Annotated in this window: 15 protein-coding genes; 8 read left to right on the forward strand and 7 right to left on the reverse strand. The window is 48.5% G+C overall.

Annotated features, from left to right (window positions below; genetic code table 11):
- The first annotated feature begins 5 nt into the window (after window positions 1–5).
- From EHN07_RS05275 to EHN07_RS05290, 4 genes are all read left to right on the forward strand, one after another.
- On the forward strand, window positions 6–260 hold the full coding sequence (locus tag EHN07_RS05275; RefSeq protein ID WP_124023143.1) for a hypothetical protein: 255 nt from the start codon (window positions 6–8) through the stop codon (window positions 258–260).
- On the forward strand, window positions 260–1528 hold the full coding sequence (gene gbpA / locus EHN07_RS05280) for an N-acetylglucosamine-binding protein GbpA (protein ID WP_124023144.1): 1269 nt from the start codon (window positions 260–262) through the stop codon (window positions 1526–1528). The genes EHN07_RS05275 and gbpA overlap by 1 nt, the downstream gene beginning before the upstream one ends.
- A 215-nt stretch (window positions 1529–1743) precedes the next feature.
- Window positions 1744–3600, forward strand: coding sequence for a glycosyl hydrolase family 18 protein (locus EHN07_RS05285; RefSeq protein WP_124023145.1), 1857 nt, complete (start codon window positions 1744–1746; stop codon window positions 3598–3600).
- A 378-nt stretch (window positions 3601–3978) separates the two neighbouring features.
- Window positions 3979–4461 carry a transposase gene (locus EHN07_RS05290; RefSeq protein WP_124023146.1) on the forward strand — a complete coding sequence of 161 codons (483 nt, stop codon included), beginning with the start codon at window positions 3979–3981 and terminating at the stop codon, window positions 4459–4461.
- Window positions 4462–4909: 448 nt separating this feature from the next.
- Here EHN07_RS05290 and EHN07_RS05295 read toward each other — a convergent pair whose 3' ends face one another.
- The 4 genes from EHN07_RS05295 to EHN07_RS20830 form a co-directional block, all read right to left on the reverse strand.
- On the reverse strand, window positions 4910–5203 hold the full coding sequence (locus tag EHN07_RS05295) for a tyrosine-type recombinase/integrase (protein ID WP_425267169.1): 294 nt from the start codon (window positions 5201–5203) through the stop codon (window positions 4910–4912).
- Between the two features lie 835 nt (window positions 5204–6038).
- Window positions 6039–6335 carry a type II toxin-antitoxin system RelE/ParE family toxin gene (locus tag EHN07_RS05300; RefSeq protein WP_124023147.1) on the reverse strand — a complete coding sequence of 99 codons (297 nt, stop codon included), beginning with the start codon at window positions 6333–6335 and terminating at the stop codon, window positions 6039–6041.
- Window positions 6322–6582, reverse strand: coding sequence for a type II toxin-antitoxin system ParD family antitoxin (locus tag EHN07_RS05305; RefSeq protein ID WP_124023148.1), 261 nt, complete (start codon window positions 6580–6582; stop codon window positions 6322–6324). Before EHN07_RS05305 ends, EHN07_RS05300 begins: the two co-directional genes overlap by 14 nt.
- A gap of 32 nt (window positions 6583–6614) precedes the next feature.
- Window positions 6615–6884, reverse strand: coding sequence for a DUF1173 family protein (locus EHN07_RS20830; RefSeq protein WP_167467284.1), 270 nt, complete (start codon window positions 6882–6884; stop codon window positions 6615–6617).
- A 170-nt stretch (window positions 6885–7054) separates the two neighbouring features.
- Between EHN07_RS20830 and EHN07_RS05315 the strand changes: the two genes are divergently transcribed.
- The 3 genes from EHN07_RS05315 to EHN07_RS05325 all read left to right on the forward strand — a co-directional run bounded on the left by EHN07_RS05315 (window position 7055) and on the right by EHN07_RS05325 (window position 11310).
- Window positions 7055–8143: a transcriptional regulator gene (locus tag EHN07_RS05315; protein WP_124023149.1), complete on the forward strand. Its 1089-nt coding sequence runs from the start codon at window positions 7055–7057 to the stop codon at window positions 8141–8143.
- A gap of 1 nt (window position 8144) precedes the next feature.
- Window positions 8145–10370, forward strand: a complete 2226-nt coding sequence (locus EHN07_RS05320; protein ID WP_124023150.1) for a KAP family P-loop NTPase fold protein — start codon at window positions 8145–8147, stop codon at window positions 10368–10370.
- Window positions 10371–10620: 250 nt separating this feature from the next.
- Complete coding sequence (locus tag EHN07_RS05325; RefSeq protein WP_124023151.1) at window positions 10621–11310, forward strand: hypothetical protein; 690 nt, start codon at window positions 10621–10623, stop codon at window positions 11308–11310.
- 31 nt (window positions 11311–11341) lie between these two features.
- Here EHN07_RS05325 and EHN07_RS05330 read toward each other — a convergent pair whose 3' ends face one another.
- The gene (locus EHN07_RS05330; RefSeq protein ID WP_124023152.1) at window positions 11342–12031 is read right to left on the reverse strand and encodes an RES family NAD+ phosphorylase; all 690 of its coding nucleotides are present in this window, start codon (window positions 12029–12031) and stop codon (window positions 11342–11344) included.
- 472 nt (window positions 12032–12503) lie between these two features.
- Here EHN07_RS05330 and EHN07_RS05340 point away from each other — a divergent pair, with 472 nt between their 5' ends.
- Window positions 12504–12701 carry a hypothetical protein gene (locus tag EHN07_RS05340; protein WP_124023154.1) on the forward strand — a complete coding sequence of 66 codons (198 nt, stop codon included), beginning with the start codon at window positions 12504–12506 and terminating at the stop codon, window positions 12699–12701.
- On the opposite strand, the gene EHN07_RS05345 is transcribed toward EHN07_RS05340, so the two are convergent.
- Window positions 12698–12982 (reverse strand): helix-turn-helix domain-containing protein, encoded by a 285-nt coding sequence (locus EHN07_RS05345; protein ID WP_124023155.1) that lies wholly within the window; start codon window positions 12980–12982, stop codon window positions 12698–12700. The two genes, EHN07_RS05340 and EHN07_RS05345, sit on opposite strands and share 4 nt — an antisense overlap.
- Before the next feature lie 19 nt (window positions 12983–13001).
- The gene (locus EHN07_RS05350) at window positions 13002–14135 is read right to left on the reverse strand and encodes a DUF3800 domain-containing protein (RefSeq protein ID WP_124023156.1); all 1134 of its coding nucleotides are present in this window, start codon (window positions 14133–14135) and stop codon (window positions 13002–13004) included.
- Window positions 14136–14375 lie beyond the last annotated feature (240 nt).

Below are 14375 nucleotides of genomic sequence, written 5' to 3' on the forward strand. Positions count from 1 at the left end.
TTATTATGAAGAAGATAATTAAGCCAGTTAGTTTATTAATACCAATTGTGTTCTCTTCTTTTGCATGGTCGCATGGATATGTTGGAGAACATACTGGTAATAACGCTACGTCTTTAAAGCCAGGCACCCTCGCTTCAAGAAATATACTCTGCAAAACAACTATTAATGGGAAGGGAAACATCGGATGCGGCAGCGTAATGTATGAGCCGCAAAGTCTGGAGGCTCCAAAGGATTTCCTCAGGATGCAAATGGAAATGTAATGGGGCCAGCAGATGGGCAAATCGCCAGTGCAGGGCATGCACAATTTAATGAATTAAATGTCCAAACTTCTTCCCGATGGTATAAAAATCCCGTAAAAGCGGGCCCTGTAGCATTAACCTGGACCTTTACCGCTAAACACAAAACGGCTCAGTTTCGTTATTTTATCACTCGCGAAGACTGGAACCCCAATCAACCCCTAACGCGCATGTCTTTTGACCTTAACCCCTTCTGTAGCGCACCTTACGGCGGCCAAATTGTACCTGAAACCTTAACTCACAACTGTACTTTACCGGCACGTACAGGCTATCAAGTGATTTTAGCCGTATGGGATGTCTCGGATACCGGTAACGCATTCTATAACGTCATCGATGTTGATTTTGGGTCGGGGGCAACTTCGCCTGGCGGGGACAACACGGTGCCTGCAGCTCAGTGGACCAGTATTGGGCAGATCTCCCCGACGTTGAATCTGAAAGCCGGAGATAAAGTGACACTTCGCGTGTTTGACAGCAATGGCGAGCGTAGCGATCTGGCACAAACTCTGCTTATTAATAGCGATAGTGAAGGGAATAGTAAAACCTGGTCCTATAACCTTGCGGTTAAAGTTAATAACTCCAGTAATGGATTAATACGAGCAGGGCAGATTAACGGCGATAAGATTGAGCCTGTATACGATACTAACAATGTCTATGCTGCCGCTAACAGCCAGATCGTTCGTACCGAAGTACAAATTGAACAGAAACAGCAGGTAGCATCTACGTTGTCGATAGAAGGCGTCGCATCCTCTATTTCCATCACCCCAGGGCAGACCTTGCCTCTGTCTGTAGGCGTTAATGTCGGAGGGCAGCCTATGGATATCGAAGCGACTGTTTTCAGCCATGATGGCAATCAGCAGGCTTATTCCAGTAAAAAAGGTGTGAGCGGTCTGCAAACGCTTAATCTGCAACTGACTAATGTCCAGACCGGGCAATATAATTTGGTCGTTGTGGGTAAAAATGCCCAGGGAGATATCATTCAAAAAACGCAGACATTTGTGACAACTTCCTCAGCGGATAATAGAGATAATAATCCAGCATATTCTGCTGTTTTCCCTGAAGGCATTGCAAGTTATGCGGCCGGAACTCGCGTATTACAGCCAGCAGACGGAAAGGTATATCAATGTAAGCCATGGCCGTACAGCGGATACTGCAAACAATGGAGTTCTAATGCCAGAGGCTTTGAACCGGGTGTCGGAGATTCATGGGAAATGGCCTGGATTAAAGTCGAATAAATTTTTCCGGGTCGGAATGTAATGTTCCGACCCAAATTCATGCGCTGAATATTTAATTTTTACTGAAGTCCGCCACGGGTTTTAACGGATTACTGCATCAGATGGGTTTTCATCAGGGAAATAATTTTTTGTCATGGAAAGAAAACATACTTACGAATTAGCGGAACATATTCAGTACGTTCGTCCTTTGTTCAATAAAAGAGGAATTTACTCGTATGCATATATGCAATGGTTTTAAAGCCTCCGCGATTGTGGTGGCACTATTTTCTCCAGCTGTATTGGCTGCGTCGCCGCCCTGGCAGGAGGGGCAAAGCTATAGTGCGGGGACAACGGTAAGCTTTAACGGTAAAGAGTATCAGGCTCTGGCCGCGCATACTGCGTGGCCCGGAAGCAACTGGAATCCAGCCGATTCAATAACACTGTGGAAAATACTAAATACCTCCACGGAAATACCACCACAAGCACCTGCTAATCCAGAGACCATTAATACACCTGCCGGTAGCCAATACCCTACATGGGTAAAAGGGGCTGTTTACACGGGGGGAATGCGGGTAATTTATAATGGGGTCGTTTATGAAGCAAAATGGTGGACCAATCAGGAATCGCCTGAAGAATCAGGTCAGTGGGGAGTCTGGAAACGAATTGGTGAAGCAACGCCGCCACCGACAACAGATCCAACCCCAACCCCAACGCCTGACCCAACCCCAACGCCTGACCCAATTCCAACGCCTGACCCAATTCCAACGCCTGACCCAGCCCCAACCACAGGAAAACAACTCGGAGCTTACTTTGCCCAGTGGGGAGTTTATGGGCGTAACTATAAGGTAAAAAATATTGATACCAGTGGTTCAGCTAGTAAGCTTACCTTTATTAACTATGCGTTTGGCAATATCTACCCGCAAAATGGTGGCTATGAGTGCGATATCATCCATCGAGCAGAAGCGGGTAATGGTGATGGTGGTGATGCTTTTGCTGATTTTTCTAAATCATTTGAGGCAAGTGAAAGCGTAGACGGTAAAGCTGACGCATGGGATCAACCGCTGCGTGGTAATTTTGGCCAGTTGAAAAAGCTCAAAGCAAAATACCCTGATATGAAGGTGTTTATTTCGCTGGGGGGATGGAGTTGGTCAAAATGGTTCTCTGCAGCCTCTCAGACTGATGCCCTAAGAAAACAGCTGGTGAGCAGCTGTATCAATCTCTACATTAAAGGAAATTTACCGACATATGACAATGCTGGTGGTTCTGGCGCCGCAATAAATGTCTTTGATGGTATTGATATTGATTGGGAATATCCCGTCATCCAGGGGATTGGGTATAATACCGTTAGCCCTGAGGATAAACAGAATTATACTTTATTACTGAAAGAGTTCAGGGAGCAGTTAGATGCTCTGGGCGTCGCCAATAAAAAACGGTATCCACTGACCGTCGCCATTGGCGCAGGTAAGGATAAAATAGCCGCTACTGAGCCGAGTAAATATAGTCAGTATCTGGACTGGATAAACCTGATGTCTTACGACTATAACGGCGGCTGGCAGTATGCAGACCCGACCTATGTACCGCCTGGGTCCAGTCGGCCAAATGCCGATCCGAATGCGAAAACGAATTTCCATGCCCCGTTATTTATCGATCCTAATGCACCGGATGCATCTGCTGCAAATGGTCCGACTAACTCGGTCGACGGTGCCGTTAAAATTCTGCTTGCGCAAGGCGTTACGCCGCAGAAAATTGTTGTCGGTATTCCATTCTACGGACGGGGATGGACAGGTGTCCCAAATGTTAGTAATGGTTTGTACCAGAAAGCGTGGCGACCGGCAGCAGGGACCTATGAAACTGGAATTGAGGATTATAAAGTACTTAAAAATGCTGCTGGCACATTAAGTATTCACAATGTAACAAAGCAGGCATATAAATTTGATGGATCGACGTGGTGGTCTTATGACACGCCAGCCACAATCAAAACCAAAGTTGATTACGTGAAATCCAATAAGTTGGGCGGGGTATTTAGCTGGTCACTTGATGGCGATACCGTAGATGGAGAGCTTATGAATGCGATGGGCGAAATGCGTAAATAACCTTATGCGATAAGAAATATTACAAGCCGCTCAAAAATAGTTTGGGCGGCAATTGCAGAGAGCAACGGCGATTCGCGCGATGCCCGGCAACCACCGAAGGTGGAAAAATGCTATTGGGCTTTCTAACCCTTAAAAATCGGATATAAATTATCATCTAGTTGATAGGATCACTGTTGCTCTAATCCGGAGCAGGGAAACTGATCCTGACCACCACCGGTGAACACCTGGCGGCGCAGCTGAAAGAAACGAAGGTGGTAAAATGCCCCCTGAAACCTGGCGTCGTATCCACGCCTTCCGCAACGCTCTGATACTACCCCTCAGTGTCAGCATAGTTGTCACCCCTTCTGAAAATGAATCCAGAGGGCAACGGAGTGACAAATGAAACGTATTTCCCCGGAGCGTAAAGCCAGCACACTGGCAAAATTGCTGCCCCCTTACAACATGACCGTCGCGGCTGTTGCACAGATGGAAGGGATATCGGAAGCTACTCTCTATAACTGGCGTAATCAGGCTAAAACAGAGGGGAAACCGGTGCCCGGTGCAGATAAAAACAGTGAGCAGTGGCCTGCCGAAGCGCGGCTGGCGGTTATCGTCGAAACCGCTACGTTGAGCGAAGCGGAAATCGCCGAATACTGCCGTAAAAAGGGACTCTACCCCGACCAGATAATCCAGTGGAAACAGGCTTTTTTACAGGTGACTTCCGGTGATGATAAAGCGGCCCTCAGGCAAAGCCAGAAAGAAATCAAGCAGTTGAAAAAGGAACTGCTCCGTAAGGAAAAGGCGCTGGCAGAGGCGGCAGCGATCCTGGTGTTAAGAAAAAAGCTCAGGGACTACTACGGGGAAACGGACGGGGATGACTGACCTCGGGGGATACACGCCAACAACTTATTCAGTGGATAAATGAGGCCATCACTGCCGGTGCACGCCGAGCCGTGGCCTGCCGCGAAATTGAACTCAGCGTACGCACCTGGCAGCGCTGGCAAAAATCCCCGGAAGACCGAAGAGCGACGGCAATACCCTCAGTGTCAGGATAGTTGGCTCCTCTAACAAAATAGACCTGAGGGTGTTGGAATGACAAATAATGTGTGTTTCAACAAAGATTAAAACCGGATACGGGAAAATTGCTTTCCCCTTGTAATAACCTGTTGCTCTAATCCGGAGCAGGAAAACCGGCTGCGTAATTAACTCCGGGGACAACTTCGGTGGAACTTACCAGGTATGAAATCAGGGCCATTTACCATAGTGAGTTAAATTAAAAATGTTCCTGCCTCATTGGCAAACTTTTGTAACAGATCGCTCCATTCCTGCATCATTTGCCGCGTTGTTCAATATATCTTGCATGATTGTAGGCACTTCGAACGGCATTGGGGTCTGCATGAGATAACTGTGCCTCGATCCATTCCGTAGGATAACCAGGCTCATTTAATGCAGTGGAAAGCGTGCCCCTGATACCATGGCCGGTCAGCATTCCTTCATATCCTGCACGTTGAACGGCTTTATTAATAGTATTCTCACTTATCTGTTTGAGAGCGTTACTATTATGTGCAAGTAGATAGCATTGGGAGGCCGCAGACATGCCCACCAGCGTTTTAATTATTTCCACTGCCTGCCATGAAAGGGGAACAACGTAGGGCGGAATGGTTCTTTGTCTCAGGTTTCTTTGTCACCGGAAGAGGGTGGAGGAACATGGAATCGGATGTAACAAAAACAACACATGTCGTTCGTCGTTCAGGTAAGCGGAAAAAGGATAAAAACGGCCAGAAAGGTGTGTTATTACAGCAGATAAGCAGGGGAAGGGGCGGCTAACTAACTGAATCCGGTAGCGCTTTTTTTGGGTGTATTTATTGTTACGGAAAAGTTGAAATCTGGAGTGATTTTTCATTATGGTGCGTCCGAGTTGATTGGTCAATATCGGTTTTATTTTTATCTTCCAATGGGTTGGAAGTTGTAAAACAAAAAATGTACACACGCTTGTACCAATGAAATAACAAATTTATTTTATATATTTTTCTCATGCTTTCTGTGGGTTGGGCAGCAAAATTGATTCTGTATGCAAATGACATATAAAATATGTCAGTGTTTTTATAATATAAAACATGTCAGTGTTTTTATAATATAAAACATTATTTTTAATAATTGAGAATATTATTTCACTGCATATACCCAATAAACATAAGCGCACAGCGGGAACCGTATTGACGAAGATAAGTTATTCAGCGAGCAGTACTGCACACCATGGCAACAGTTACCGGCCAGTGTGCAATAACGTCAAGCACATGGTAAAGGGGGCGTGGGCTGAGTAAAATACAGATGCAGTGCCTGCAGGCGTCACGGTAACGCTTGTATTACTGCTGCCTCTGCAGTAAGTACAGCCATCTGTCAGCGGGGCAGGCGAAGATACGGCGGACGTCCGGTCAGGGCCGGACAGACGAAGGCACTCACCTCCAGGGGGAGTGTCTGAGGGTATCCTGGGACTGGCTGAGCACACGGATCACTGTAACAACAGAATGCGAGGGCACGAAATAGATCATGTGCTGCTCAACCGGCAACGAAAAGATATTTTCTCCAAGCTCTGCCCGGTGCGTACCGATGTCATGGCTGGCCAGAATGTCGAACACCGCAGCCAGCCTGCCGATATACGCATCCGCTTTTTCCAGCCCAAACTGCCGGAAACTGTAGTTCCAGATGGCCTCCAGATCCGCTTCAGCTTTCGGTGTCAGCTTAATTGCTTTCATCTGCCACTCTGGCTCTTACCTTCTTCAGGAAGGCATCCTGCTCCCAGGGCATAGCGTCACCGCTGCTTATTCCTTCGGCCAGAAGATCACGAAGTATCTGTAGACGCGATTCTGCCTGTTTTTCACGAAGCAAACGCAGCCCATCACGCATCACTTCACTCTGTGTCCGGTAATCGCCAGCCTGAACCAGTGAATCAATAAACTCACGCAGTTCATCTCCGACATCGACCGTCATTGTCCGGGCCATACTGCCTCCTGTTATCAGTGTAAGATTTATTCTTATATCATAATAGCCGGTATGCCAGCCTTTTGCATCCTTCTCTCAGCAGATCCTCTGCTGATAGCGTCAGAGCTGTATGTACCAACCCCACCATCTTTGTTTACACGGCAATAATATTTGCAGGTCAAAGCATGTGCAGGACCGGTATGAGGGAAGCGACGAAGTGATAGAAGGCCACTGGTGTGAGCGGTATGTACGTAAAGGCGAAGCTTCTGACTGGGGTCACAACCACATGTTGCAATAGATTTTGTATCTTTTAACAGTTTCACAGAATTCGGATCTCCGGAGAAAAGGAGCGACTGCTTAAGAATTGCGTCCAATAAAATGACATGATGTCATTAAATTGACCGCTTAATAATTAAATGATTTACTTCACTTCTGATTAATTCATTTACTGAAACTGTATTCAGAGAATACAGCCATCCTGACAGGAGCCCACATGCTGAGTCAGCTGACCCTGCGCTTTCACAAGAAACTGATCGAGGCACTGAAAGTACGTGCCGGTCGCGAAAATACCTCGGTCAACGCCCTGGCCGAACGCTTCCTCGATGACGGTCTGAAGTCGGCTGCCACCGGCGACGGTTATTTTCAGCTGATCGCCGATCCGGATGCCACGATCCGTCAGCTGTACCGGCATATCATTCTTGGCCAGACCTTCGGCACGTCAACGTTCTCCCGCGACGAACTGCGCTTTCTGCTGGCCTACGCCCGGGAGGCCTTCATATGCGGGCATGGCAGACTTGCCACTCTCCCGGCGCTGCGCACTCTACTGGAGATCACCCGCGACCTGCTGGCATGGCAGGTCGAGCATGATCACCCGGTGGATGCCCACTACCTGAAGGGGACCTTCCGGCTGCCCGGCGAAAACTGGGTCGAGGAATTTGACGATTTCCTTGCGACACTGCGTCCGGTCATTGATCAGGGCTATGCAGAGCACCTGCTACGACCACTGGGGAGCGACTGTTTTACGCTGGCTGACTTTCCCGACGCCGTGCTGGCGGAGATTTTCACGCTCCCTCGACTGAAGGGCATTTTCCCACTGGTCCTGCGCGGGCTGGGCTGGACGGATGAAAAGGCCGCGGCTCTGGCGCAAGAGCTACGCCCGCTTATCCCGGCCGTGACGGAAATCCTTGAGGCCGGCACGCTGCGTCTCGAGATCCGCGTGGACGGCCAGCATCCGGATCAGCGTCCGGGAGCCTGGTATGACACCCCGAAAATACATCTGATCATCACAGGCCAGGAGTTTGTGGTACCGGTGGACTGGGCAACTTTCACCGAACTGCTGGGTCTGTTCAGCCTGTATGTCCGCTTCCCGGAGGCGCTGGCACACGGCCATCATGGTGAACGCGTCATGTTCTCGCCGCCAGGCCATGTCATGGCGGACGGTTTTTTTGGCCTCGACGGGCTGCGGATTTTCCTGCCAGCAGAGGGGTTTGAGACGCTGGTTCGGGAGCTGGTAACGCGCAGCAGCGAAGGCTCGCTGGCTGACGCCCTGTCCGGGCTGCGCTGCCTGTACGGAGATCTGTGATATGGCTGATATCAACGCAATGAGGCTGGATCAGTCCGTCACCTGTCCGGAACAGGATCGTTATGGTTTCCGCTATGTCGCCGCACAGCTGGCACAGTCTGTTCAGGCTATTGGCCGCGAAGGAAGCGCTGTTATCGGCATTGAGGGGGCATGGGGTTCCGGAAAAACTAGTCTGCTGAACCTGCTGCGTGCGGCACTGGATGAGCAGAAAGAGGACAACACGTTTGTCCTGAGTATCTCTCCCTGGCTTGATGGCAGCGACACCAGTCTGGTGGAATCGCTGCTGATACCGGTGGCAGGTATCATTGCCGCAGAGGAAGAGCGCCGCCTTCCCCTCGAAGAGCGGGAAAGCCTCAAAAAGAAAAAGGGGCTCACCCGGACAGCCCGGACCCTCATGGAATATACCCGAGCGACGGCCCGCCATCTGGCTCCGCTGGCTCAGGCCGCGACTGTGATCCCGGGCGTACCTGATGCGAGCGGGGCGCTGAACGCGCTATCGGAAACCAGCTGGTTAAAAGAAAAACAAAAAACCGCAGCGGAGATGCGTACCGAAATCGCAGAAAAAATTGTCGCAATGGATCTCAGTTTTATTATTCTTCTTGATGATCTGGACAGACTGGAGCCTGCGCAGGCTGTGGAAGTTGTCCGTCTGGTCAAATCCGTCGCCGATTTTCCCCGCTTCCGCTACATACTCTGTTATGACAAGACGGTGCTGGCGCAGGCCATCAAGAAAGGACTGGGCGTGGAGGATGGCGAACTTTATCTGCAGAAAATCGTGCAGATTTCCTTCAGCCTGCCAAGACCGGAATCCTTCGATCTGCGCCGGGAATTTCTGGCCGGCGTCGTAGGGTTGTATGAATCCGTTAACGGAATGTCTCCGAGCGAAGAGTTAATAGATGAGTTAAACAGGGTAACAGATATTTATGGTGCAGCCCTGAACACCCCCCGTGAAGTCCATCTGGCACTGAATAATCTGCGTTTTAGGTACAGCGGAATACGCGATTACGTCTTTCTGCCGGATCTGTGTTTCCTGCAGCTTATCCGTACCACCAATTCCGGGCTGTATAACTGGACAGAAGAATATCTGACAGAGCGGGCCATCGTGGAATCCGGGGACGGCCGTGTCAGTGAAGAGGAGCAAGAACAGCTGGCACAAAAGCTGGGCGAATACTTGTCCAGATTTCGCTCTTCAGAGGCAAAATCTGCAATCTCCCTGCGCCACTGGGTTCCGGGTATTTCGGGGTATCAGGCTGATAATCTGAAATTGTTCGCTCAGGCGGGCGAGGAAGAGAAAGCGATGATGACAGCCAACCGCCGCCTCGGGAGCACCGCATACTGGCGTTATTACTTTGCATTTTCCTCACCGCAGAACGTTCTGCCGCCAGCGTATTTTGATGATCTGTTCCGTAAAAGTAGTAATCCCGAAAATTATCTGTCAATGGCCCGGGAGTTGTTAGGCCGGATCAACAGCAATGGTGTGTCCTCACGTACCTGGTTTGAGCATATTCTGAGCCAGATGACACGACCGATGATAAACGAGCGTACAGCATCAGAGTGTTCTGGTCTGCTGACATTCTTCTTTGAAGAGGGCGATGAGATACACGCACGATTCCGACAGAGAAATCACTGGTTTTCCCGGTATGATCTTGATGTCAACAGCGTGGCTGATCGTCTTCTGAAAAGAATGCTGGATGATGACCGGGCTAAGACGATGAACACCCTGCTTTCACTGACGATGAAAGGAACCGCCCTGGTCTGGATTGCGAATTATATCCGCGATTTGCTGTGGCAGAATGGGCTGGCTGGTAACCGGCCCGCCTCAGAGCAGGAACGCGTGCTGACAAATGATGAGTTGAACCTCGTTCGCAGCAAGTTTAGTGAGCGCCTGAATAATAATAAGCTGATATTGCAGCTTCTGCAGGGAGGTGAGCTGGGAGGATTCGTCTGGGCCTGTCAGGATATTGCAGGCCAGGAAACACTGATTGCCTGGATTTCACAACACGCTACCTGTGACGAGGTATTTCTGACCTTATTGCTGAGTCTGCGCTCTCACTGCATCTCCAGCGAGTCCGGACACTATCTATCCCTGAAAATAACGGAAATCGCTCATTTGTTCGGGGGAGAGAAAGAACTGCGCGAAAGGCTAAGCCGTATTGAAGCTGAAGGTCAGTTTCCTGATCAGACGGATGAAATCAATAAAGCTATCATGCTCAGCAAATCATTCTGATTTTTCCAGTTCTGCCATTTTATTAACAATCTCCAGGGAACCTGCCCAGCAGGTTCTCTTTTTCAGTTGCAATCATTGTTGTATACCTGAATAACCTCCGTCTTTTGGGGTTTTCGGATCTGAAAAAGAGAAAACAAAAAAAGCACATAGATTAATAGCTAAAAACTATAAAAAACGGAACAAGAACAAAACTTGCACAGCTTAACGATTTATCGTAATGTATAATACATGAAATCGATAAGGAGGTTTTATGAACACACCAACCCAAAAACGAAACGGTAATGATCGTTCCTCCACTATGCATAATTTTATGGACAACAGCATTGCTGCAGAGCGTCTTCAGAATTTTTTTCAGGACCTGGCAGAAGAAGTCCGGTCCGGTAAAACTCCGATTGTTCCTGAGAGTATGGGGAAGACCGACGCGGTTTTTACCATTGATACCATTCTGAAGTTTCTTGAAAATCGTGCAGTTAACAGCCTGACGCCGGAAAAAAAACGCCAGCAGCGACGTTTACACAGTAAGGCTCTTTTCCTTCAGACGCTGGAAAATGACGGCGGGATTTACAATTCAGCTAAAGCTGCAGAAATGGTGGGCAAGAGTAAACCAACGGTTAAAACCTGGAAAGATACCGACCAGTTGCTTGCCCTTGATATTGATGGTGAGTTTTACTACCCGGCGTTTCAGTTCACTGATGAGGAAGGGATCTCGGATAAAGGTGTGCTCCGGGGGGTGGCCGAACTGCTGCCTATGCTGGGCAGCTTCAGTGACAGAATGAAATATTCTTTCTTTATGGAACAGAGAAATACTATCCTCGATGGCCTGAACCCTGCAGGACGTACGTTTACCGTTGCAGACGTTCTGAAGGGCAATCCGGATGAAAAAGTGATGAATGAATTACGCCGGCTGGCTCGCAACTACGGTACACAGAACGCAGTTTAATGAAAGGGGGTGCTTGCCCCCCCTTTATCAGTTATTCCTCAACAGGAATTCCCAGTTCATAAACAAGAATATCCGCCGCTTCCTTACCCTGATATTCAAATTGACTGAGACTTGTCTGGCTCCGGGTTGTGGCCAGACCGGTTCCGGCCGGATCGTCATGCCATAGAACAAGGCATGGGTCACCGGTGACATTTGACGGAAACTCCATTCCGTCAAACCCTGCTGAATGAACCTTTTCAGCCAGATGCTGAGTAACAGCACGTGTTGCCGTTGTCACATCATGCAACGTCAAATCACTGCCTTTAATCAGCTTACTGACCTGAAGGACCCTGATATCTTTCTCAATAACTACAGTTCCCATCATGTAATTATTGAGGTCCGATTCCCTGAGCCCTTTTTTATGCTGAAACACTTCCTTCATTGCCGTGTCAGGTGTTCGGGCCACGTACATGGAACCATTCACACCATCATTAAGACTGTAACGGCAATCCTCACCATTACGATTGAAAAAGACACTGCTTCCGCCGTGGCTACCGAGCTGAAGCCGGAACACCTCAGTTCCTGATGTATCGGTCATTTCGGACCGCTGGAGCTGCTCGTCTTGCAACTTCCCGATTTTATCGAGAGCTGCCACGTCCTGTTCATTCATGCCTGCATTTACAGAAGTTTCAACAGCCTGATTAACTTCGTCGTTTAGGTTTACCTCTGATTTTAAACTCATATTGATCACCGCCTTTCTGGTAAGGATTTACATAAGCCATAGGCTTAATCTCCATCGTTTTGATGTTTTGTCCCCCGGGCAGAATGCTCGGCAGGACGATGTATCTGTCGCTGTGCTGACAGACCCTCAAAGCATAAACGATTGAGATTGTTAAACAACGGCTTGTAATGCACAGAGGTACAGAAAAATTACGGGATACAGGGAGACAACCGTTCATAAAAGAAAAAGTGCAGATCCGCCACTACCGGAAATCGGATCTGAAAGGCAGAAGAGATGGATTATTGCCTGACAATCACAAAAAGTTAAGAATTGTTGCTACGTGGGGATTATTGCAAGGAATGCAAAATTCAGGACTGACTGAGCCTTTAATTGCAACAAAGAGGAAAGGAAAACTTTTTTTCAGTTTTTTTATCAACCAGCCTTAAAGGCCGCATCGGATTTCCTACATACAGTTTTAGATAAGGAAAATTCTATGACTGTATTTCTGATGACCGCTGCCTATGGTCTTTTAAAAACTGGCTCTCTCATTGTTTTAGTTGTTGGTGCCTATAATGGCTGGACATTGTTCTGGAAAAATTATGGCCGCCTTCCTCATATCTATCGTTCGTGCTGGCGTTACCAGAGGCGATTTATTCTCAAACGAATCTGGAAACGCGTCAGAACCGGCTAAGCCGGTTCTTCTAACAGCATTCCCAGCCCGGCCAGCCAGCAAAGGCAGCACCAGGTGGTGAACACCATCCGGGTCTGGCCGGATTTCCACTTGCGGATTGTGCGTTCATCTACGTCCAGGCGGTTGGCCAGCTGGATATCAGTCAGGTGGATCAGCGCCCGGACCAGGCCAATTTCACTGGCAGAAGGCACCATCCAGCTTTCGCCCGAACACAGCGTTTCAGGATTAAATTTCTCAAGCTCAATCAGTTCTTTAATCTGCCTGGCATTTTCCGCCTTCATATGTAGTTAACCTTTCTGATTAAGATTGCGACAGACTTTGTACACGATGAGCCAGCCGCCGCGCTTCTTCCACATCCCTGAGTTCCCTCGCTTTTTCCATCATTTCTGTGGTTGGCTCAGGCAATTTTTCAAAAAACTCCTTAAACTGTTTTCCGACAGACTTCAGGGAAACACTGTCCGTTCTGGCTGTCTTAATATTGGTGTAAACAAGGCGGTTAAGAGGTTTTGTCAGCTCTTTCTCTTCCATAAATCGTTTGAAGATCCAGAGATAAATATCAACCAGCTCCAGACCTGCGCTTTGCGTGCCCGACTGGAAGACAAGCGGTTCAGCCGGCATGTTCTTCATATCCATGACCGGCAAACCAGGCCCGAGTGCCCACGGCTGTTTTCGAATCTGGTAGTAAAACTCGTTCAGCTCCCGCTGGGTGGTGTTGAACTGTGATTGCTGGTCCACAATGATGTTGGCTTTTCTGTTAGGAGCCCCCAGTCGGGAGCAGATACCGTGCAATACGAACTGAAATCCGATCATATTGGGCATGATTTGCAACTTTTCCTTGTTGGCTTTGCAGTTGTACCCCAGCCCTTCAAAGTTGACCATCGCCCAGGACAGAGCGTCTGTAATAAGTTCAACTGAACGGGCATCACCCAGAGTATCGACTCGCTGAAGCAGCACACCACAGACCTCGTTGAAAAGAGAGGAGGAACGTCCATCATGTGCCTCGAGACGGGCACGCCATGCTTTTTCAGCCAGCTCATCATCAAACAGATTTGCCAGATTCAGCAGCAACGGATAGCGCAGTGGAGTCCAGTAGACACTCCAGGGCACCACCGGATTCAGTCCCTGATCAAACACCTGATCGAAGAACGAAATAATGGCGTGATCCCGTTTAACCACCTGCCAGACATCAAACCGTATCCGGTGCTTCTTCTGCAGTACAAGCAGTGTATCGATAACTTCATCAAGGCGGTACATGCCCAGTTCTGCGGCATGAAGGCGCTGTACGTTCAGTTTTTTCCGCAAACTGGCAAGTTCAGCTTCAGCAACCTTATCCAGGTCATCCGGAGAGGAAAGCACGCCGTAAGAAAGTACAGGCTGGGTACGGTCAAAAAGATTCGGACCGGTATGACCGGTTTCATCCACATAAAAGTGCATTCAAATATCCTTTATCAGGCTGGAGGAAAGCGAAACGGCATAATTCGAGTGAATGTAAAACCTTCATGTATCTGGTTGCAAGTGTTCCGCTTATGGGGGTTTTCGGATCTGAACGTGAAAACAGAGAGCGCGTATGTATTTTATGTATTATTTATTCTGTATGTACTATATGTATTGTATGTATTTTGTGTATTTTTCACTCCGGTTGTACAATAACCTCTTTCCCTGAAAGACCGGAGC

Source organism: Buttiauxella warmboldiae, assembly GCF_003818135.1.
Classification (GTDB): Bacteria; Pseudomonadota; Gammaproteobacteria; order Enterobacterales; family Enterobacteriaceae; genus Buttiauxella; species Buttiauxella warmboldiae.